General features: G+C 65.2%; 16 protein-coding genes. 9 read left to right on the top strand and 7 right to left on the bottom strand.

The window, feature by feature from the left end; all coding sequences use genetic code 11:
• The first annotated feature begins 245 nt into the window (after window positions 1–245).
• Both FBY03_RS21005 and glpD read left to right on the top strand, forming a co-directional pair.
• Window positions 246–1,004, top strand: a complete 759-nt coding sequence (locus FBY03_RS21005; RefSeq protein ID WP_147174295.1) for a DeoR/GlpR family DNA-binding transcription regulator — start codon at window positions 246–248, stop codon at window positions 1,002–1,004.
• 140 nt (window positions 1,005–1,144) lie between these two features.
• Window positions 1,145–2,686, top strand: a complete 1,542-nt coding sequence (gene glpD, locus FBY03_RS21010) for a glycerol-3-phosphate dehydrogenase (protein WP_147174296.1) — start codon at window positions 1,145–1,147, stop codon at window positions 2,684–2,686.
• Window positions 2,687–2,756: 70 nt separating this feature from the next.
• Here glpD and FBY03_RS21015 read toward each other — a convergent pair whose 3' ends face one another.
• Window positions 2,757–3,746 (bottom strand): alpha/beta fold hydrolase, encoded by a 990-nt coding sequence (locus tag FBY03_RS21015; protein WP_147174297.1) that lies wholly within the window; start codon window positions 3,744–3,746, stop codon window positions 2,757–2,759.
• Between the two features lie 258 nt (window positions 3,747–4,004).
• Complete coding sequence (gene metE, locus FBY03_RS21020; RefSeq protein ID WP_147174298.1) at window positions 4,005–6,323, bottom strand: 5-methyltetrahydropteroyltriglutamate--homocysteine S-methyltransferase; 2,319 nt, start codon at window positions 6,321–6,323, stop codon at window positions 4,005–4,007.
• A gap of 215 nt (window positions 6,324–6,538) precedes the next feature.
• Here metE and metR point away from each other — a divergent pair, with 215 nt between their 5' ends.
• The 7 genes from metR to FBY03_RS21055 all read left to right on the top strand — a co-directional run bounded on the left by metR (window position 6,539) and on the right by FBY03_RS21055 (window position 14,541).
• On the top strand, window positions 6,539–7,456 hold the full coding sequence (gene metR, locus FBY03_RS21025; protein WP_147174299.1) for a transcriptional regulator MetR: 918 nt from the start codon (window positions 6,539–6,541) through the stop codon (window positions 7,454–7,456).
• 130 nt (window positions 7,457–7,586) lie between these two features.
• A complete protein-coding gene (locus FBY03_RS21030; RefSeq protein WP_147174300.1) occupies window positions 7,587–8,243 on the top strand; it encodes a TetR/AcrR family transcriptional regulator in 657 nt (218 codons plus the stop codon).
• Window positions 8,244–8,249: 6 nt separating this feature from the next.
• Window positions 8,250–9,332 (top strand): efflux RND transporter periplasmic adaptor subunit, encoded by a 1,083-nt coding sequence (locus FBY03_RS21035; protein ID WP_147174301.1) that lies wholly within the window; start codon window positions 8,250–8,252, stop codon window positions 9,330–9,332.
• A 1-nt stretch (window position 9,333) separates the two neighbouring features.
• Entirely contained in the window at window positions 9,334–12,483 is a 3,150-nt protein-coding gene (locus FBY03_RS21040; RefSeq protein WP_147174302.1) for an efflux RND transporter permease subunit, read from the top strand.
• A 156-nt stretch (window positions 12,484–12,639) separates the two neighbouring features.
• Window positions 12,640–13,524, top strand: coding sequence for a GNAT family N-acetyltransferase (locus tag FBY03_RS21045; protein ID WP_147174303.1), 885 nt, complete (start codon window positions 12,640–12,642; stop codon window positions 13,522–13,524).
• A gap of 36 nt (window positions 13,525–13,560) precedes the next feature.
• Complete coding sequence (locus FBY03_RS21050) at window positions 13,561–13,965, top strand: GFA family protein (protein WP_147174304.1); 405 nt, start codon at window positions 13,561–13,563, stop codon at window positions 13,963–13,965.
• 204 nt (window positions 13,966–14,169) lie between these two features.
• Window positions 14,170–14,541, top strand: a complete 372-nt coding sequence (locus tag FBY03_RS21055) for a cbb3-type cytochrome c oxidase subunit I (protein ID WP_147174305.1) — start codon at window positions 14,170–14,172, stop codon at window positions 14,539–14,541.
• Between the two features lie 11 nt (window positions 14,542–14,552).
• Here FBY03_RS21055 and FBY03_RS21060 read toward each other — a convergent pair whose 3' ends face one another.
• The 5 genes from FBY03_RS21060 to FBY03_RS21080 all read right to left on the bottom strand — a co-directional run bounded on the left by FBY03_RS21060 (window position 14,553) and on the right by FBY03_RS21080 (window position 18,804).
• Complete coding sequence (locus tag FBY03_RS21060; protein ID WP_147174306.1) at window positions 14,553–15,905, bottom strand: GAF domain-containing protein; 1,353 nt, start codon at window positions 15,903–15,905, stop codon at window positions 14,553–14,555.
• On the bottom strand, window positions 15,902–16,390 hold the full coding sequence (locus tag FBY03_RS21065; RefSeq protein ID WP_147174307.1) for a hypothetical protein: 489 nt from the start codon (window positions 16,388–16,390) through the stop codon (window positions 15,902–15,904). The genes FBY03_RS21060 and FBY03_RS21065 overlap by 4 nt, the downstream gene beginning before the upstream one ends.
• Before the next feature lie 125 nt (window positions 16,391–16,515).
• Window positions 16,516–17,148: a hypothetical protein gene (locus FBY03_RS21070; protein ID WP_147174308.1), complete on the bottom strand. Its 633-nt coding sequence runs from the start codon at window positions 17,146–17,148 to the stop codon at window positions 16,516–16,518.
• Window positions 17,149–17,196: 48 nt separating this feature from the next.
• The gene (locus FBY03_RS21075) at window positions 17,197–18,018 is read right to left on the bottom strand and encodes an aldo/keto reductase (protein ID WP_147174327.1); all 822 of its coding nucleotides are present in this window, start codon (window positions 18,016–18,018) and stop codon (window positions 17,197–17,199) included.
• A 96-nt stretch (window positions 18,019–18,114) separates the two neighbouring features.
• Window positions 18,115–18,804: a bifunctional 2-polyprenyl-6-hydroxyphenol methylase/3-demethylubiquinol 3-O-methyltransferase UbiG gene (locus FBY03_RS21080; RefSeq protein ID WP_147174309.1), complete on the bottom strand. Its 690-nt coding sequence runs from the start codon at window positions 18,802–18,804 to the stop codon at window positions 18,115–18,117.
• Window positions 18,805–19,022 lie beyond the last annotated feature (218 nt).

Below are 19,022 nucleotides of genomic sequence, written 5' to 3' on the forward strand. Positions count from 1 at the left end.
GGCAAGGGAATGACCATTACCTGCGTCCTGCGCCTAATCGGGGGCCATTTCTCGCGGCAACGCGGCTCGCAATGAAACGGCAACAGACCCTAGTGGCCTGCGTGGCTATTTCAATCGGACTTGTGTACTGCGCTAAAGTGCCGTGGCGGCAAGTGGCTTATCGCGCCTGCCGCTGACAGCACACCAGCAGCTCCGGTAGATTTCCACCAACCTGTATACTGCCGCGCAACACAAGGACCTCGCCCATGACCCTCGCGCCGCGCCAACACGACATCCTCGAGCTCGCCCGCGAGCGCGGCTACGTCAGCATCGACGAACTGGTCCAGGCCTTCGGCGTCACGCCGCAAACCATCCGCCGCGACATCAATCAATTAGCCGAGCAAGGCCTGTTGCGCCGCACCCACGGCGGCGCTGCGAGCGAAGCCTCGAGCACGCAGAACACCGCCTACGCCATGCGTGCCGGGCAGATGCGTGACGAGAAGCAACGTATTGCCCAAGCCATCGCCGCGCACATACCCGATCACGCCTCGCTGTTCATCAACATTGGCACCACCACCGAGGCCATTGCCCGCGAACTGCTGAACCACAAAGGCCTGAAGATCATCACCAATAATCTGCACGTTGCCGCCCAGCTCAGCGCCAAAGCAGACTTCGAGGTTCTGGTGGCAGGCGGCACGGTGCGCAGCGACGGCGGTATCGTCGGCCAGGCTGCGGTGGATTTCATCCAGCAGTTCAAGGTCGATTACGCCCTGGTCGGCATCAGCGGGATTGACGAAGACGGCAGCCTGCTCGATTTTGACTATCAGGAAGTCCGCGTCTCGCAAGCGATCATCGGCAACGCCCGGCAAGCCTTTCTCGCGGCCGACTCAAGCAAGTTCGGCCGCAATGCCGTGGTACGCCTGGGCCCGATAACCCTGGTCGACCGCGTATTTACCGATACCGCGCCCGCCGCAACGATCGTTCGCCTGCTCGCCGAGAATAAAATCCACCTGGATGTGGTCTAACACACCTCCACGGCTCCTCCGATCCGCACCACCATTCGGCGTGAATTTTCCCGCCGGGGTGGCGAGGCCGTGCGTATTCGACTAGCATATCTTCGCAAATGAACATAACAAAGTTCGCTTTCGACTATATCGGTGCCGCCATGCCTACTCGCCCCAAGCACAATGCCCCTCTCGCCGAAGTCTATGACCTGGCGGTCGTAGGCGGCGGCATCAATGGTGTCGGGATCGCTGCGGACGCGGCCGGTCGTGGTTTGTCGGTGTTCCTTTGTGAAAAGGACGACCTGGCCGAACACACCTCATCGGCCAGCAGCAAACTGATCCATGGCGGTCTGCGCTACCTGGAACACTATGAGTTCCGCCTGGTACGCGAAGCGCTGGCCGAACGCGAAGTCCTGCTGGCCAAGGCGCCGCATATCGTCAAACCCATGCGTTTCATCCTGCCGCACAGACCGCACCTGCGGCCGGCCTGGATGATTCGAGCCGGCTTGTTTCTCTACGACCACCTCGGCAAGCGTGAAAAGCTGCCCGCCTCGCGCAGCCTGCGCTTCACTGCCGACAGCCCACTCAACGCCGAGATCCAGCGCGGTTTCGAGTACTCCGATTGTTGGGTCGACGATGCTCGTCTGGTCGTGCTCAATGCCATGGCCGCCCGCGAGCAAGGTGCGCATATCCACACGCGCACCCGCTGCGTGAGTGCACGGCGCAACAAGGGCCTGTGGCATATCCATCTGGAGCGCGCCGATGGCAGCCTCTACTCGATTCGCGCCCGCGCCCTGGTCAATGCCGCCGGCCCCTGGGTGGCACGCTTCATCCGCGACGACCTCAAGCAGGAATCGCCTTATGGCATCCGCCTGATTCAGGGCAGCCATATCATCGTGCCGAAACTGTTCGACGGCGAGCAGGCCTATATCCTGCAAAACGAGGACCGCCGCATCGTCTTCGCCATCCCCTACCTGGAGCAATTCACCCTGATCGGCACCACCGATCGCGAGTACCTGGGCGATCCGGCCAAGGTGAGCATCAGCGAAGAGGAAACCGACTATTTGCTCAAGGTGGTCAACGCCCACTTCAAACAGCAACTGAGCCGCGACGACATCCTGCACACCTACGCCGGCGTGCGCCCGCTGTGCGACGACGAGTCGGACGAACCCTCCGCCGTCACCCGCGACTACACCCTGTCGCTTTCCGGGCAACCGGGCGAGGCGCCCCTGCTCTCGGTGTTCGGCGGCAAGCTGACCACCTACCGCAAGCTGGCGGAATCGGCACTGGCGCAACTGGCCCCGACTTTCCCGAAGATGGGTCCGACCTGGACCGCGGCCAGCCCGCTGCCCGGCGCCGAGCAGATGGAAAGCCGACACGCGCTGGTCGACGCCTTGTGCAGCCGCTTCGAGTGGCTCCCCCGCACACTGGCCCGCCGCTGGGCCAGCTGCTACGGCAGCCGCAGCTGGGTGCTGGTGGACGGCGCCAACAACCTGCGCGACCTCGGCGAACACCTCGGCGCCGGACTCTATGCGCGGGAAGTCGATTACCTGCGTCAGGCGGAGTGGGCAATCGAGGCCACCGATATCCTCTGGCGCCGGACCAAACTGGGATTGTTCATGACCCCCACGCAGCAGGCCGGCCTGAGCCGCTACCTGCACGTCGAATCACCCCACTGCCCGAACGATGCGCATATAGCCTGAGCCGTGACTAGCAATCCTTTCACTGCACCGACGTCTGTCGGTGTTTAGGGGCAATGCCGCCCCTCAGGCTTCAAAGCCGGGCCCAGTGTCCTTCCTGGCGATGAGCCTGCAGATAGGGCAGCACCGCCGCCAGCAGCGGCTCCTTGAACGCCTCTTGGAAACGATGGGCCAAGCCGGGGATCAATTTCAGCTGCGCGCCCTTGATATGCGCCGCCACGTGCACGCCATGCATCACCGGCAGCAATGGATCGGCGGTGCCATGCACCACCAGGGTTGGCACCTGCAAGCGGTTGAGCAATTCGACCCGGCTCGGCTCCGCCAGAATCGCCAGCAGTTGTCGCTGCACGCCCTCCGGGTTGAAGGCGCGCTCGTAGGCGGTCTCGGCCTGCTGCAGCAGCTGCACGCGGTCGTCGCTGACGCTCGGGCTGCCCAAGGCGGCGAGCAGATCGGCCTGCTGTGCCAGGGCAACCGCTCGACTGGGCGCCTCACGTCGGGCCAGCAGTTCCAGCAGCGCCGGACTCGGCGCAGGCAAGCCCGCGGCGCCCGAGCTGGTCATGATCAGGGTCAGGCTTTGCACACGCCTCGGCGCCAAGTCGGCGAGGTGCTGGGCAATCATCCCGCCCATGCTGGCACCGAGCACGTGGAACTGCTGAACCCCTAAAGCATCCATCAAGCCCAGCGCATCGCCGGCCATATCGCGCAGTCGATAAGGCGCCGACACCGCTAAGCCCAGGCGATAGCGCAGCGCCTCGTAGCCGAGATTGACCGGCGGCGCAGCATGCGTCCAGCTGCTCAGTCCGACGTCGCGATTATCGAAACGGATCACCCGGAAACCCTGCCCGCACAGGCGCGCGACCACCTCGTCCGGCCAGTGGATCAACTGCCCACCGAGGCCCATGATCAGCAGCAACAGCGGATCGCTGTCGCGACCGATGCTTTGATAGGCCAATCGCACATCGCCCACGGTGATTGTCTCGGTCGGCACCCGCACAGCGCAGCGCTCGGCCGCAACAGCCGACCAGCCACAGAGCAGTGCGGCGAGAAAAATTACAACACGCATGAAAACACCAGAACGCAGAACCCCATTGAGACCTGAGTTTGCTGATATTCAGTCGAGCGCGCTGCCACATAAGCATGACAATTTGATGAATCTTGCCGAGCGGTCGTCGCGCCACCCTTAACCTGAAGCGCTGATGGCCGCACACCGGGCATGGCAGGGGCCGGCTTCCTCGATAAATGTGTAGGAGCCAGCTTGCTGGCGATCAGCCCCTGAGAGGACGCATCGCCAGCAAGCTGGCTCCTACAGGACCGCGCCTTCTCAGGCCAGTTCGCGGCGCAACTGGCGGGCCGCGGCGACCATGTTGACCAGGGCGGCTTCGGTCTCCTGCCAGGCACGGGTTTTCAGGCCGCAGTCCGGGTTGACCCACAGGCGCTCGGCGGGGATGCGCTGGGCCGCCTTGCGCATCAGCGCGACCATCTCCTGAGTCTCCGGCACCCGCGGTGAGTGGATGTCGTAGACGCCCGGGCCGATATCGCTGGGGTAGTCGAAGGCCTCGAAGGCTTGCAGCAACTGCATATCCGAACGCGAGGTTTCGATGGTGATCACATCGGCGTCCATGGCGGCGATGGACTCGATCACGTCGTTGAACTCGCTGTAGCACATGTGGGTGTGAATCTGCGTCTCGTCGCGCACCCCCGAGGCGCACAGGCGGAAGGCCTCGGTGGCCCAGTCCAGGTAAGCGGCCCACTGCGCCTGGCGCAGCGGCAAGCCCTCGCGGAACGCCGCCTCGTCGATCTGCACGATCTGGATGCCGGCCGCCTCCAGGTCCTGTACCTCATCGCGAATGGCCAACGCCAATTGGCGCGCCTGCAGCTCACGGCTGAGGTCTTCACGCGGGAACGACCACATCAGCATGGTCACCGGACCGGTCAACATGCCCTTCATCACCGCCTGGGTCAGGCCCTGGGCGTAACGGGTCCAGGCCACCGTCATCGGCTGCGGGCGGCTCAGGTCGCCATAGATGATCGCCGGCTTGACGCAACGCGAGCCGTAGCTCTGCACCCAGCCGAAACGGGTGAAGGCATAGCCGTCGAGCTGTTCGGCGAAGTATTCGACCATGTCGTTGCGCTCGGCCTCACCGTGCACCAGCACGTCCAGGCCCAGCTGTTCCTGCAGCGTCACGGCATGGCGGATTTCAGCCTGCATGGCCTCGGTGTACTGGGCCTGGGACAGCCTGCCCTGCCTGAACGCCTGGCGCGCCTGGCGGATCGCCGGGGTCTGCGGGAAGGAGCCGATGGTGGTGGTCGGGAACGCCGGCAACTGCAGGCGCGCACGCTGTTTTTCGATGCGCTCGGCGAACGGCGAAAGACGCTGACTGTCGGCCGCAGTAATCGCATTCAGGCGTGCCTGCACCGCGGCCTTGTGAATCCGCGGCGAGCTCGCCCGACTGGCCTGCACGGCCCGGCTCTCGGCCAGGGCGGCTTGCACGGCGGCAGACTGCGGGTCGTTCAGCGCCGCGCTGAGGGTGGCGATTTCGGCGCATTTCTGCACGGCGAAAGCCAGCCAGCCTTTCAACTCATTGTCGAGTTGCTCTTCGCGCGCCAGGTCGACCGGGCTGTGCAGCAGCGAGCAGGAACCGGCGACCCACAGGTTGTCGCCGAAGCGTACCTGCGCCTGCTGCAATTGCGCCAGAGCCTGGTCCAGATCGCAGCGCCAGACGTTGCGCCCATTGACCACGCCCAGCGACAGCACCTTGTAGCTGGGCAGACGGTCGAGCAGCAGCGGCAACTGTTCCGGGGCGCGCACCAGGTCGACATGCAGGCCATCCACCGGCAGGCACACCGCCAGGCCGAGGTTGTCTTCCAGGCCGCTGAAATAGCTGGCGACCAGCTTCTTCAGCGGCGCGTGCTGCAACAGGTGGTAAGCCCGTTCGAAGGCGTTCTTCCAATCCTGCGGCAGGTCCAGACCGAGAATCGGCTCATCGATCTGCACCCACTCCACGCCTTGAGCGGCCAGACGCCCGAGGATTTCGCCGTAGATCGGCAGCAGGCGCTCGAGCAGCTCCAGCTTGTCGAAAGCCTCGCCCTTGGCCTTGCCCAGCCAGAGGAAGGTCAGCGGGCCGATCAGCACCGGCTTGACCTTGTGGCCCAAGGCATGGGCCTCGTCGACCTCCTCGAACAGCTGCTCCCAGCTCAGCTGGAACTGCTGATCGGCGGTGAACTCCGGGACCAGGTAGTGGTAGTTGGTGTCGAACCACTTGGTCAGTTCCTCGGCCACTTGCGGCTGCGCATGAGCGGCGCCACAGCAGTGCTCATGAGCCTGAGCGTCGACGCCGCCGCGGGCCATGGCGAACAGCGTCTGCAGGGTCGGCGTGCCCGTGTCGGGGCGAAAACGCCGGGGAATCACACCGAAGGTCAGCGAGTGGCCCAGCACCTGGTCATACCAGGCAAAGTCACCCACCGGCAGCAGGTCGAGACCGGCGTCTTTCTGCAATTGCCAGTGGGCGGCGCGCAGCTCGCGGCCGACGGCACGCAGGCCGCTCTCGTCCAGCTCGCCTTGCCAGTAGGCTTCCAGGGCTTTCTTCAACTCCCGATCGCGACCGATACGGGGGAAACCGAGGGAATGGGACAGGGCCATGTCGAAACGCTCCATACAAATGATGGCGCTATTGTCGCCAGCCCTTAACAGTGAAACAAACTCAACATATTTGTCTTGAACTATAATTTCCCTCATGTTCAGCTTACCAACCCGTCCGTAGGAGCGTGCGTGCTCGCGATACGCCGCTATCGCTATAACGCATCGCGAGCCAGCTCACTCCTACTGCAAGCAAAACAATGAGACCGAGGCCCGCCATGCTCGAACTGCGCCACCTGAAAACCCTGCATGCCCTGCGCGAGAGTGACAGCCTGGTGGACGCCGCCGAACGCCTGCACCTGACCCAGTCGGCCCTCTCACACCAGTTCAAGGAGCTTGAGGAACGGCTGGGCATGCAGTTGTTCGTGCGCAAGACCAAGCCGGTGCGCTTCACCAGCGCCGGGCTGCGCCTGCTGCAACTGACCGATGCGGTACTGCCTCTGCTGCGCGGCGCCGAGCGCGACCTGGCACGCCTGGCCGGCGGCACCGCCGGCCGCTTGCACATGGCCATCGAATGCCACAGCTGCTTCCAGTGGCTGATGCCGACCATCGACCAGTTCCGCGACGCCTGGCCGGAGGTGGAGCTGGATCTGGCCTCGGGCTTTTCCTTCGCGCCGCTGCCGGCCCTGGCCCGTGGCGACCTGGATCTGGTGGTGACCAGCGACCCGCTGGAATTGGCCGGCATCACCTATGTGCCGCTGTTTACCTACGAGGCCATGCTCGCCGTGGCCAACCAGCACGCCTTGGCCGGCAAGCCCTACGTAGTCCCCGAGGACCTGATCGGCGAAACCCTGATCACCTACCCGGTGGAGCGCGAACGCCTGGACATCTTCACCCGCTTCCTCGAGCCAGCCGACGTCGAGCCGGCGCAACTGCGCACCTCGGAACTGACGGTGATGATGATGCAACTGGTGGCCAGCGGCCGCGGTGTCTGCGGCCTGCCCAACTGGGCCCTGCACGAATACAGCTCACGCGGCTACGTCACCGCCAAACGCCTGGGCAGCAAGGGCCTGTTCGCCACCCTGTATGCCGCCATCCGCACCGATATGCTCGACGCGCCCTTTATGCGTGACTTTCTGCTGACCGCCAAGGACACCTCCTTCGCCAACCTGGAAGGGGTCAGCGTGGCGCGCTAAAGCCACCGCAACGCGCAGCAGTCGTCGCGCAGAACCATGTGGCCAGATGCGCTGTTACAACTGCCGGGTTGCCCATCGTGACCAACAGTCATAGCATGACCAGCAGTCACAATTACCTTGGCACCTCGACATGCGCTACCACGAACAACTCTTTCAGCAGCGCGAAGGCGCCATCCTCGCCGCCGCCCGCCAGCTGTTCTGCGAACGCTCCTGGGATCGCGTGACCATCGCCGAGGTGGCGATCCAGGCGGCGATAGGCAAGGGCACGGTGTACAAGCACTTCCCCAGCAAGGAGGCGCTCTACGCCAAGCTGGCGCTGAACCTGTCCCGGGATAACCTCGCCGAGCTGCAGGCCTTGTACACCAGCCACCCGCCGCAAGAGTCCATGCGCCTGGTAATCCGCCAGGCGTTCGAGCAGATGCTCGCCGACCCGGTCCTGGTGCAACTCTGCCAACACTGCGATCGACCAGCCTTTCAGGAGCGTCTGGACGCCCCATACCGCGAACAGTTCCTGCAGCTGGAGCACGATTACATCGCCTTCTTCGGTCAGCTGCTCAAGGCCACCCTCGGCGAACACCCGCTCTCCAGCGCCGACTGCCAGCACCTGCTGTGGGGGGTGGAAGCCTGCTTCAACGGGGTGATGGCGCGCATCGCCTCGGGCGGCTTCGAACACTGGGCCGAACCCATCGCCCTGAGCGACTACTTCGACCGCGTCACCGACTTCATCATCGCCGGCCTGCGTGGCCAGGCCGAGGCCCTGTGCGGCCTGGCTGCCAGTCAGGAGTAACTGTCCATGTTCAGTCAACTGAGCAAACGTCCCTGGTTGATCGCCATCGTCATCAGCCTGTTGCTGCTGCTCTGGTTATTCAGCGGCACGCTGTTCCAGGCCCGCGAAACCGCCGCTGCCGACCAACCGATGGCCGCGCAGGGTTTGCCGCGCGTGCAGATCCAGTGGCTGGAGGCCAGCCCGATGCAACGCCAACTGGTGGTCCAGGGCCAGGTCGAACCCTGGCGCCGGGTCGAACTGCGCGCCCAGGTCAGTGGCAGCGTGATGCGCCTGGATCAGGACAAAGGCAGTCGCGTCGATGCGGGCCAGCTGTTACTCAGCCTGGCGCCGGATGACCGCACCGCGCAGGTCGCCCGCGGCGAGGCCGATGTGCGCCAACGCGACAGCGAGGTGACGGCGGCCACGCGTCTGCGCGAGCGCAAGCTGATCTCCGCCAACGAACTGATGCGCCTGCAAAGCGAGCTGGCCAAGGCCCGTGCCGAACTCGACAGCGCTCGCCTGCAGCTGCGCCATACCCGCATCCTCGCGCCCTTCGCCGGGGTCTACGATCAGCGCCAGGTCGAGCTGGGCGACGTGGTCCAGCCCGGCCAGGGCCTGTTGACCCTGGTCGATATCAGTCAGTTCAAGGTCAGTGCGCAGATCGCCCAGCAGCAGGTGGCGCAGTTACGCCTCGGCCAGGCGGTGCGGGTGCAAACGCTCGACGGCCGCGAACTGCAGGGTGAGCTGCACTTCATTGCCGCCGCGGCCGACCCCGGCTCGCGCAGCTTCCGCATCGAGGTACGGGTGGCCAACCCCGAACGCCTGCGCCTGGCCGGGGCCAGCGCCACGCTGCAGATCCAGACCGGTGAAGCCCTGGCGCACCGCCTGTCGCCGGCGTTGCTCAGCCTCGATCAAGCCGGCCGACACGGGGTCAAGTGGGTCAACCAGCAGCAACAGGTCGAGTTCAGCCCGGTACAGCTGATCAGCGTCGACGACCAGGGCGCCTGGGTCAGCGGCCTGCCATCGCGGGTGGCATTGATCACCCTCGGTCAGGGCCTAGTCGAACCGGGGCAACAGGTCCTCACCCAGACGGCCAAAGAGGGCAGCTGAGATGCGTACCTTGATCGCCGCGGCGCTGGATCGCAGCCGCACCAGCCTACTGCTCTTGCTGTTTCTGATAGTGGGCGGGCTGGCCGCCTACGTGGCGATCCCCAAGGAATCCAATCCGGACGTCAGCATCCCGATCATCTACGTCGTGGTCACCCTGGAAGGGATCAGCCCGGAAGACGCCGAGCGGCTGCTGGTCAGACCCTTGGAGCAGGAGCTGCGCAGCCTCGAAGGAATCAAGGAAATGCGCTCGGTGGCCAGCGAGGGCAGTGCCTCGGTGACCCTGGAGTTCGATGCCGGTTTCAACGCCAAGCAGGCCCTGGCCGACGTGCGCGAGAAAGTCGACAGCGCGCGCAGCAAGCTGCCGGAAGAGGCCGAAGAACCAAGGGTCAACGAGGTCAACGTGGCGCTGTTCCCGGTGCTGTCGATTGGCCTGTCCGGGCCGATTGCAGAGCCGGAACTGGTGTACGTCGCCCGCCAGCTGAAAGACAACATCGAGGGCATCGCCGAGGTCCTGTCGGTGGCGATTGGCGGCGACCGCGAAGACCTGCTGGAGATTGTCGTCGACCCGCAGGTGCTCGACAGTTACGGCATCGACTACAACGAGCTGTTCAATCTGGTCACCCGCAACAACCGCCTGGTCGCCGCCGGCAGCCTGGACACCGGCGCCGGGCGCATGAGCATGAAAGTGCCAGGGGTCATCGAAAACCTGCAGGACGTGTTGTCGCTGCCGATCAAGGTAGTCGGTGACAGCGTGGTGACCTTCGGCGACGTGGCCAGCATCCAGCGCACCTTCAAGGACCCGACCGGCTTCGCCCGAATCAACGGCCAGCCGGCCATCGTCCTGGAAGTGTCCAAGCGCAGCGGCGCCAACATCATCGCCACCATCGAACAGGTCAAGACGCTGATGCAGCAGGCTCAACCCCTGCTGCCCGAGGGCCTGCAGGTCAGCTACATCATGGATCAATCGCAGCAGGTCAAGAGCATGCTCGACGACCTGCTGAACAACGTGCTGACCGCCATCGTCCTGGTGCTGATCCTGGTGGTGGCGAGCATGGGCATGCGCTCGGCGCTGCTGGTCGGCTTGACCATTCCCGGGGCGTTTCTCAGTGGCATCCTGCTGATCTGGGCGCTCGGCTTCACCCTCAACATCGTGGTGCTGTTCAGCCTGATCCTGGTCGCCGGCATGCTGGTGGACGGCGCCATCGTGGTCTCCGAGTTGGCCGACCGCTACCTGCATCAGGGCCAGAGCCCACGCCAGGCCTGGGCCAACGCGGCGACGCGGATGGCCTGGCCGGTGATCGCCTCGACCGCCACCACCCTGGTGGTGTTCCTGCCGCTGCTGTTCTGGCCCGGGGTGGTCGGCCAGTTCATGAAATACCTGCCGGCCACGGTGATCCTCTGCCTGCTGGCCTCCCTGGCCATGGCCCTGGTATTCCTGCCGGTGCTGGGCGCGGTGAGCGGTGGCCAACCACAACCGCTGCCCAGCCAGGCCAGCCGTGGCGGCCAGGCCTACCGCCAGTTGCTCGACAAGCTGCTCAAGCGCCCCGGCCTGACCCTGCTCGGCATGCTGGCGCTGATTGCCCTGATCTACGCGGGCTACAGCCGTTTCAACCATGGCGTGGAGTTCTTCCCCGAGGTCGAACCGGAAAGCGCGCAGATCTGGCTGCGCGCCCGCGGCGACCTGTCGGTGCAGGAAAAGGACGCCCTGCTCCAGCGGGTGGAGCAACGCCTGCTCGGCATGTCCGAGGTCAAGGCCCTGTACGCCCGCTCCCTGGCGCAGCCGGACGGCCAGCTCGGCGCCGATGTGATCGGCACCCTGCAGTTCCAGTTCGTCGACTGGCACCAAAGGCGCCCGGCCAAGCAGATCCTCGCCGACATGAGCCGCCGCAGCGCCGACATTCCCGGCGTCGTGCTGGAGTTCCGCGCGCAGGAGGAAGGCCCCAGCGGCGGCAAGCCGGTCAAGCTGCAAATCAGCTCGCTGGATCACGACCAGGCCGACCGCTGGGTCGAGCAGCTGCGCGCCACCATGCAGCGCCTCGGCGGCTTCAAGGACATCGAGGATGACCGCGCCCTGCCCGGCATCGAGTGGCGCCTGCAGGTCGACCGCGAGGCGGCGGCGCGCTTCGGCGCCGATGTGCTGAGTGTCGGCAATGCCGTGCAGCTGGTGACCAACGGCCTCAAGGTGGCGACCTACCGGCCCGAAGACGCCACAGACGAAGTGGATATTCGCGTGCGCCTGCCGGGTAACTGGCGCTCCCTCGACCAACTCGGCCGCCTGACCCTGAATACGCCGAGCGGCCAGGTGCCGCTGGCGAACTTCGTCAGCCTGCAGCCGGCGCCCAAGGTCGGCACCCTGCGCCGGGTCGACGGCACCCGCACCATCACCCTGCAGGCCGAGCTGGCCGACGGCGCACGCCTGGACGAACGCCTGCAGGCCTTGCGCGAGGCCATGGGCGAAGTTCCCGCCGGGGTGCAGCTGAAATTCGCCGGCGAGGATGCCGACCAGCGCGAGGCCGCCAACTTCCTCGCCACCGCCTTCCTGATGGCGATCTTCCTGATGACCATCATACTGGTGACCCAATTCAACAGCCTCTACCAGGCCCTGCTGGTGCTCTCGGCCATCGTCTTGTCCACCGCCGGGGTGCTGATCGGTTTGCTGGTCAACGGCCAGTCGTTCGGCATCGTCATGGTCGGCATGGGCCTGATCGCCCTGGCCGGCATCGTGGTGAACAACAACATCATCCTCATCGACACCTACAACCAGCTGCGCCACCAGGGCCTGGCACCGCGTGAAGCGGCGCTGGAAACCGGCAGTCTGCGCCTGCGCCCGGTATTGCTCACCGCGGTGACCACGGTGCTCGGGCTGATGCCCATGGTGCTCGGGGTGAATGTCGACCTGCTGAGCCCGAGCCTGGGCGTCGGCGCTCCCTCGACCCAGTGGTGGACCCAGCTGTCCAGCGCCATCGCCGGCGGCCTGAGCTTCGCCACCGTGCTGACCCTGCTGCTGACGCCCTGCCTGCTGGTACTCGGCGCGCGCTTCGAACGCCGCCCAGAGCCACTGGATACCTATGACGCCGACCTGCTCGACCTGCCGGAACACCTGCTGCCCAGCGCCCCGGCGCGAGCGCAACTGCAACGCAGCCTGGAATAAAGCGCATTCGACCGCCTGTCCCCGAACGGCTACGGCACCACCCCGCGCAGCCGTATTTAGGAAAGTTTTAGGGATTGCCTAGGGGTTATTTCGCAATCCACCGCCTCGCTGCGCCCTAGCATGGACCTCCTCAACGCCCACAGAGGAAGGTCAAAAATGGCGGCAAATCCACAGTTCTTCGATAGCGATGTCAGGCTTCGGCCCGGCACTGCAGGGGATGCCGCAGCATGCGGTCAGATCTGCTACGACGCATTCAGCGCCATCGCCGGCAGGCACAACTTTCCAGCTGACTTCCCCTCGGCGGAGGTGGCCAGCGAGCTGCTCTCCGGGCTCCTCAGCCATCCCGGTTTCTACTCGGTGATTGCCGAGTCCGCCGGACGCATCGCCGGCAGCAACTTCCTCGATGAGCGCAACAGCATTGGCCGCATAGGGCCGATCACCGTCGACCCGCAGATTCAGAACCAGGCCATAGGCCGGCGCCTGATGGAAGACGTCCTCGAGCGGGTTGTCGACAAGCGCCTGCCCGGCGCCCGCTTGCTGCAGGCGGCGTATCACGGTCGCTCCCTTGCGCTGTACAGCAAGCTCGGTTTCGTCGCGCGCGAACCGCTGTCCACCCTGCAGGGCACGCCACCGAAAGTCAGCCTGCCCGGCCATCGGGTCAGACCGGCCACACTCGAGGATCTGCCCCACTGCAATCGGCTCTGCGTCCGGGTGCACGGGCACGATCGCGGTGGCGAGCTGAGTGACGCGATCGGCCAGGGCAGCGCCAGGGTCGTCGAGCACGAGGGGCGGATCGTCGGCTACACCACCATCATTGCCTTCTTCGGCCACAGCGTGGGCGAAACCAACGACGCCGTGAAGGCCCTGATTGCCGCGGCCGAGGCGTATCCGGGGCCGGGCTTCCATGTGCCGACGCGCAATGCGGAGCTGTTTCGCTGGTGCCTGGATAACGGCCTGCGCGTGGTCCAGCCAATGACGCTGATGAGTATCGGCCTGTACAACGAGCCGGCGGGCGCCTACCTGCCTTCGATTTTTTACTAACCAGCTGCTTCTGCAGCGCAAATCGAGGAACACGCCATGACCATACGTGGCAGCTGTCAGTGCGGCAGCGTTCGATACGAGATCGCCGGGAGTTTTGCCTTCATCGGCAACTGCCACTGCTCCATCTGCCGCAAGTCCAACGGCGCCGCCTATGTGACCTGGGGCATCATCGACCCCGAGCAGTTCCGCTGGACGGCGGGACAGGAGTGCATCGAAAGCTACCAAACCTCTGCCGAACGCTATCGCTGCTTCTGCAGAAAATGCGGCTCGTCGCTGGCCAGCCGGCATGCCGGCCGGGTCTCGGAAATCGTGCTCGGCAGTGTCGACGGCGATCCAGGGGCGCGGCCCATAGAGCACATATTCGTGAACTCCAAGGCCACCTGGCATGCCATCACCGACGAGTTGCCCCAACACGGCGAATGGCCGCCGGGCATGAGCTAGGTGTGCTCTCCCAGTAAGTTGTTCGGGGGCATTCCCGGAATTCTGCAAGTGCGACCAACCAAGCGCCCCAGGAGCCGCGGATGAACCTGGATAAACGTACCCGTCTCGATGCCGCGCCGGGCCCTTCCCGGCCGGTCGAGCCGGCGGACCTGCCGGCCTGAGCCGGCATGCCACCCAAAACCAAGCCTAATGAGGAGTTATGTGATGAGTGCCCTTTCCCGTCGCTGGATCTATGTCGCCATCGTCTATTTCTGCCTGGCCGTCAGCCTGGGCGTGTTCATGGGCACCAGTGGCGACCACCGCCTGATGAGCGTGCATGCCCACCTCAACCTGCTCGGTTGGGTGACCCTGACCCTGATCGGGGTCATCTATCACTACTTCCCCAAGGCCGCCGCCAGCCGCCTGGCCAGCCTGCAGTTCTGGCTGCACAACCTGTGCCTGCCGGTGATGATGGTAGCGCTGACCCTGGTGATCACCGGCACGCCACAGGCCGGACCGGTGCTCGGCGCTGCCGCGGTGGTGATGTTGCTGGCGGTGCTGCTGTTCGCCGGCAATGTGCTGTGGCGCCGCGCCTGAACCCGAGTCTTTCAGCGGGCGGCGATCTCCTGCAACAGCACCGGGCGTTTGAGTACCAGACGCAAGCGCCCACGCCCGCTCTTCTCCAGCAGGATGTCGCGGCTGCGCTCCGCCAGCCGACGCTGCAGCAGGATCAGCCGGGCCTCGAGGTTGTCGTCGAGTTCCGGCAGTTTCAGCGCCGGGTCGATGCGCAGTTCGCGGTTGCTGAACTCGCGACGCTGCTCGTCCACATACAGGCTCAGCAGGCGCCAGAAGATCGCGCCGGCGACGCCCTTGATCAGGTAATCGTCGCCGAGGAACACGCTGCTGTTGGCCGGGTAATAGCGCACCGGCAGCGGCGTGCCCTGCAGCGGCGGCGCGGCCAGCGGCGAGTCATGCTCCTCGGTCTGGCTCTCGGCGGCCTGTTGCAGCGCCAGGCTCAGCGCGCCGAGCAGGCTGGCCAGGCTCAGCAGGCAGTCCTCTTCGTCGTAACCGAAACGATGCGGTTCGGCATCCTCGACGTGCAGCACACCGAGCAGACGACCGGCCGCGAGGATCGGTACCGACAGTTGACTGTGCGGTTCGGCCAGCCCGGGGAACGCAATCTCGGTCTCCAGTCGATCGCCGAGTCCGGCCTCGGCCAGATGCTCATGAATGGCCCGGCTGTAGGCATACTCCGAGGCCATGTGGGCGATGCGGATCGGCGTGCGAAACTGCGCCGCCACGCCGATGATGCCGCGACCCAAGGGGAACTCCGAGCCGACGCCCGAGCGCGGATAACCATGGCTGGCCACGGTGTAGAGTTTCTGTCCCTGACTGTCGAGAAACAGCACCATCGCCTGCGGCATCTGCAGGATGCTGGCCAGCCCTTGCAGACACTCCTCCAACAGGCTGGCCAGATCGGCGCAGCCGCCCAGGCGCTGGCTCAACTGGCGCAGCCGGGCGATATGGCTGGGCGCGCACTGCGTCGGCGCCACCTCCTCGCCCGCGACATGCTCGATGGTCAGCACCTGGTAGACATCCGCGCCGAGCAGGCGGAACACCCCGCTCATGCCGGTGTGCGACGCGATCCCAGCCAGCTTGGCCTTCATGCTCTGGAACAGCGGCCCCTCGACCTCGGTGCGCCGATACAGCAAGGCCAGACGAAACCGCGCGCTGCTCTGCGGGTGCAGCAGAAACACCGTGGCCTGGGGATTGGCCAGGATGTTCTCGCGGGTCTTGTTGAAAAACTGGAAGGACAGCGCCACATGGTTGGCGTCGACATAGTGCACCTGGGACACCAGGGTCACGTTCGGCGTGCCTTCCGCATCGCAGGTGGCGATCGCCGCCGGCACCGCACCTTCCAGGCAGGGGCGAATGGCGTCCAGGCTCGGCCCGGGGCTCACCGGCTCTGCTCCAGGCGCATGCCGGCATTGGGGCCGGGGGTCTGCTCGAACAGATCGCTCAGGGTGAAACACAGGGCCTGCAGCTGGTCCGCCTGAAAGCCGTGGGTGGCGCGGGCGAAGGGCAACGCATAGCCCAGGGGCAGCAGTTCCTCGGCGAACGCCTCGCGATGCCGCGCCGCCCGCTCGACATCGTCCGCGGCGAGGGCGACCGGTCGGGCGTCGCGGCCCTTGAGCTGTAAGGTGCGGTGACTGCTGGGCAGGCAGAAGACCACGGCCAGGGTCGCGCTACTGGCCACGTCCTGCAGCAGTTGAGCGGCCTGCGCCGCGTCGATCAGCACCGTGACCTGACGCCGGTCGGCGGCGACCCGACAGCCCACGCCCTTACTCACCGAAGGCACCCGGCGCACGTCGCGCGAGGCCACACTGATGGATACCCCGCTCTCGATAAAGCGGACCTGCTCGTCGCTCAGTGTCGTGCCGCTCATGCTGTTCGGCTCAGAACGGGAAGATGATTATCCTGCAACATCCCCACGCGGCTGAGAAGCCACCGCCGGGCAGTTAGGCGATTCGAGATACCCAACCGCACCCCTGAAATAGGCTGGGTCACCTGTCAGGTATAGCCCTGCTTCCAGCGCACGGCGCGAAAACGTATCGGCGGCACCGGCGGCTGACCTGGCAGATGCAAGGCGCGGGACAGGTCAAGACCAATACCCTGGGTCGGCGCGGGCATCGGCGCATCGAAACGCAGCCAGAACTGATGATGCCGCCCCGGCTTATCCAGGCTGTAATTGAGGTTCGCCGGACTACCTGGCTCGGCATCGCGCAAGGCCTCGAGGGGATACTCACCCGGATCGAAGACCGCCAAGCGCTGCACCCCGCTCGGTCGGTACTCACGCTCGTCAACCGTGAGGACCACCGCCTCCGGTCGAAAGCTCGCCCCGTGCACGGCGGGGCTGATTTCCAGCAGCAGGCGGGCACCCTGCTCGACCGGGTACAGCGGCTTGTCGCGCGGATCGACCATCACCGGAACGATGAACAGCATCACCTGATGTTCGCGTTGCTGGATCTCGTTACCCAATTCGATCCGCACCCGCGCTCCGGGAATATCCAGCCAGGTTGGCGTCCCCCGAGCGACGGAGGCGACCGCCGGCGTGGCGTCGACGTAGGCCTGACTGACTTCGCCAGCGCGATAACCGGCGCAGCCCGCCAACAGGACACAGATGAACAGCCACAGCTTCTTCATGTTCGCGCTCTCGAATCGGTTCATTCGCTAACAGCCATTACAGCGCGCTCAGATCATCGCCAAGGGACTGCGCCGCGTCGGCGCGGCAAAGGCCGCATCGATCTGCGCCAGGTCCTCGGTCGTCAGCTGCAAGGCAGCGGCTGCGGCATTCAAGCGCAGATGCGCCGGCTCGACCGCCTTGGGAATGGCGATCACTCCAGGCTGACGCAGCAACCAGGCCAGTACGACCTGCGCCGCAGTCGCCGCATGCCGCTCGGCTATTTGCCCCAGGCTCGGCTGGCGCAACAACCGCCCGGCCTGCCCCAGTGGGCAGTAGGCCATCAGCGGCATGCCCTGCCTTTGTTGCCAGGGCAGCAGGTCGAACTCGATACCGCGCGCCTCGGGGTTGTACAGCACCTGGTTGGCCGCGCAGCTCGGCTCGTGCAGTTCCAGCAAGTCGTCCAGATCGCAATTGGACACACCCCAGCGGCCGATCTTGCCCTGCTCGCGCAAGCGCTCGAAGGCCTCGACACTCTCCGCCAAGGGGTACTGACCCCGCCAGTGCAGCAGATAGAGGTCGATCCGCTCGGTTTGCAGGCGTTGCAGACTGCGTTCGCAGGCTGCCGCCATGCCTTGCCGGCTGGCGTTGTGCGGATACACCTTGCTGACCAGAAACACCTGCTCGCGGCGGCCGCCGATAGCCTGCCCCACCACCACCTCGGCACCGCCCTCGCCATACATCTCGGCGGTATCGATCAGCCGCAAGCCCAGCTCGATGCCCTGCTGCAGCGCAGCCACTTCCCGACGCCGCTCGCTCGGGCGCTCGCCCATGCGCCAGGTACCCTGGCCGATCACTGGCACCTGAATGCCAGCCAATTCAAGCGTACGCATCATGCCACCTCTTGTTTCACAGCCTATCCGTATCACCCGCGCAGCTTGCCTGTCCGCTGCGCTACAAATACAGTCAGCAGTCGCCTGCAGACTGAACTAGCGCGACACGTCCGCACTCAACAACAGCAGCAGCGACACCGGCTGTTCGCTCTCCGGGTGCAAAGGCTCCTGCAACCACTGCAAGCGCCAGCCGGTTTCACCGAACAGGCTCAACCAGGACTCCAGGGTCCGGAAGAACCAGGGCATCGGCTCGCGGAAACCCTCACCAAAACCGGCGAAGCTTTCCACTCGCCAGCCATCGCGATACGCCACATCGTTGCCGGCGCGCCAAGGGTGCAGGGTCTGGACCAACAGCCGGCCACCCGGCGCCAAGACCCCATGCAGGGCTTGCAAGGTCGGCACCAGCGGCTCCTCGAGCAGAGCGAAATTGCACACCAGCAGGTCGAACTGGCCGAGCTGCGCCGCCTGGCTGTGCAGCTCGGCATAACCACACACGCGGTAATTGCCATGCGTGCCGGCAGCTGCTCGCGCGCTATCGATCAACGGCACCGAGGCATCCACCCCGACCGACTCGATACCACGCTCGGCCAAGCCGCGACACAGCCAGCCTTCACCACAGCCGAGATCCAGCACCCGTTCAGGCGCCAGGGCCAGGACCGCCTGCATGATCGCCGCATCGGTGACCAGCCGGCGGCTTTCGATACGCTGCTCGCGCACCGCCGCGGTCCAGGCATCGGCATTGGCCTGCCAGCTGAGGTTGAGTTGTTCCCGGTGATCGCGCTGCATAAGCCACTCGCTGCCAGTTCAACGATGCAGTCGATTGTAGTGCCCTGAAGCGAAAACGGGCGTTTCACCTACGACCTTTGGCAACGGCATCCGGCACATCGCCGAGGGCTACTGAAGCTCTCCTGCGGTTGCAGGTTGGGTCGACGGACGGCACCGAGTGCTGCGGATATTTTTGTACCGTCCTTAATAGCCATTGCGTCTATTTAGTCGGCCAACGA

Source organism: Pseudomonas sp. SJZ079, from assembly GCF_007993865.1.
Taxonomy (GTDB): domain Bacteria; phylum Pseudomonadota; class Gammaproteobacteria; order Pseudomonadales; family Pseudomonadaceae; genus Aquipseudomonas.

What these genes read in the sequence shown, in the direction of transcription:
- FBY03_RS21055 (WP_147174305.1), top strand. Translation starts at nt 14,170, where the DNA reads ATGAGTGCCCTTTCCCGTCGCTGGATCTATGTCGCCATCGTCTATTTC.
- FBY03_RS21040 (WP_147174302.1), top strand. Translation starts at nt 9,334, where the DNA reads ATGCGTACCTTGATCGCCGCGGCGCTGGATCGCAGCCGCACCAGCCTA.
- FBY03_RS21035 (WP_147174301.1), top strand. Translation starts at nt 8,250, where the DNA reads ATGTTCAGTCAACTGAGCAAACGTCCCTGGTTGATCGCCATCGTCATC.
- glpD (WP_147174296.1), top strand. Translation starts at nt 1,145, where the DNA reads ATGCCTACTCGCCCCAAGCACAATGCCCCTCTCGCCGAAGTCTATGAC.
- FBY03_RS21080 (WP_147174309.1), bottom strand. Translation starts at nt 18,804, where the DNA reads ATGCAGCGCGATCACCGGGAACAACTCAACCTCAGCTGGCAGGCCAAT.
- FBY03_RS21065 (WP_147174307.1), bottom strand. Translation starts at nt 16,390, where the DNA reads ATGAGCGGCACGACACTGAGCGACGAGCAGGTCCGCTTTATCGAGAGC.
- FBY03_RS21050 (WP_147174304.1), top strand. Translation starts at nt 13,561, where the DNA reads ATGACCATACGTGGCAGCTGTCAGTGCGGCAGCGTTCGATACGAGATC.
- FBY03_RS21005 (WP_147174295.1), top strand. Translation starts at nt 246, where the DNA reads ATGACCCTCGCGCCGCGCCAACACGACATCCTCGAGCTCGCCCGCGAG.
- FBY03_RS21030 (WP_147174300.1), top strand. Translation starts at nt 7,587, where the DNA reads ATGCGCTACCACGAACAACTCTTTCAGCAGCGCGAAGGCGCCATCCTC.
- FBY03_RS21070 (WP_147174308.1), bottom strand. Translation starts at nt 17,148, where the DNA reads ATGAAGAAGCTGTGGCTGTTCATCTGTGTCCTGTTGGCGGGCTGCGCC.
- metE (WP_147174298.1), bottom strand. Translation starts at nt 6,323, where the DNA reads ATGGCCCTGTCCCATTCCCTCGGTTTCCCCCGTATCGGTCGCGATCGG.
- FBY03_RS21045 (WP_147174303.1), top strand. Translation starts at nt 12,640, where the DNA reads ATGGCGGCAAATCCACAGTTCTTCGATAGCGATGTCAGGCTTCGGCCC.
- metR (WP_147174299.1), top strand. Translation starts at nt 6,539, where the DNA reads ATGCTCGAACTGCGCCACCTGAAAACCCTGCATGCCCTGCGCGAGAGT.
- FBY03_RS21015 (WP_147174297.1), bottom strand. Translation starts at nt 3,746, where the DNA reads ATGCGTGTTGTAATTTTTCTCGCCGCACTGCTCTGTGGCTGGTCGGCT.
- FBY03_RS21075 (WP_147174327.1), bottom strand. Translation starts at nt 18,018, where the DNA reads ATGCGTACGCTTGAATTGGCTGGCATTCAGGTGCCAGTGATCGGCCAG.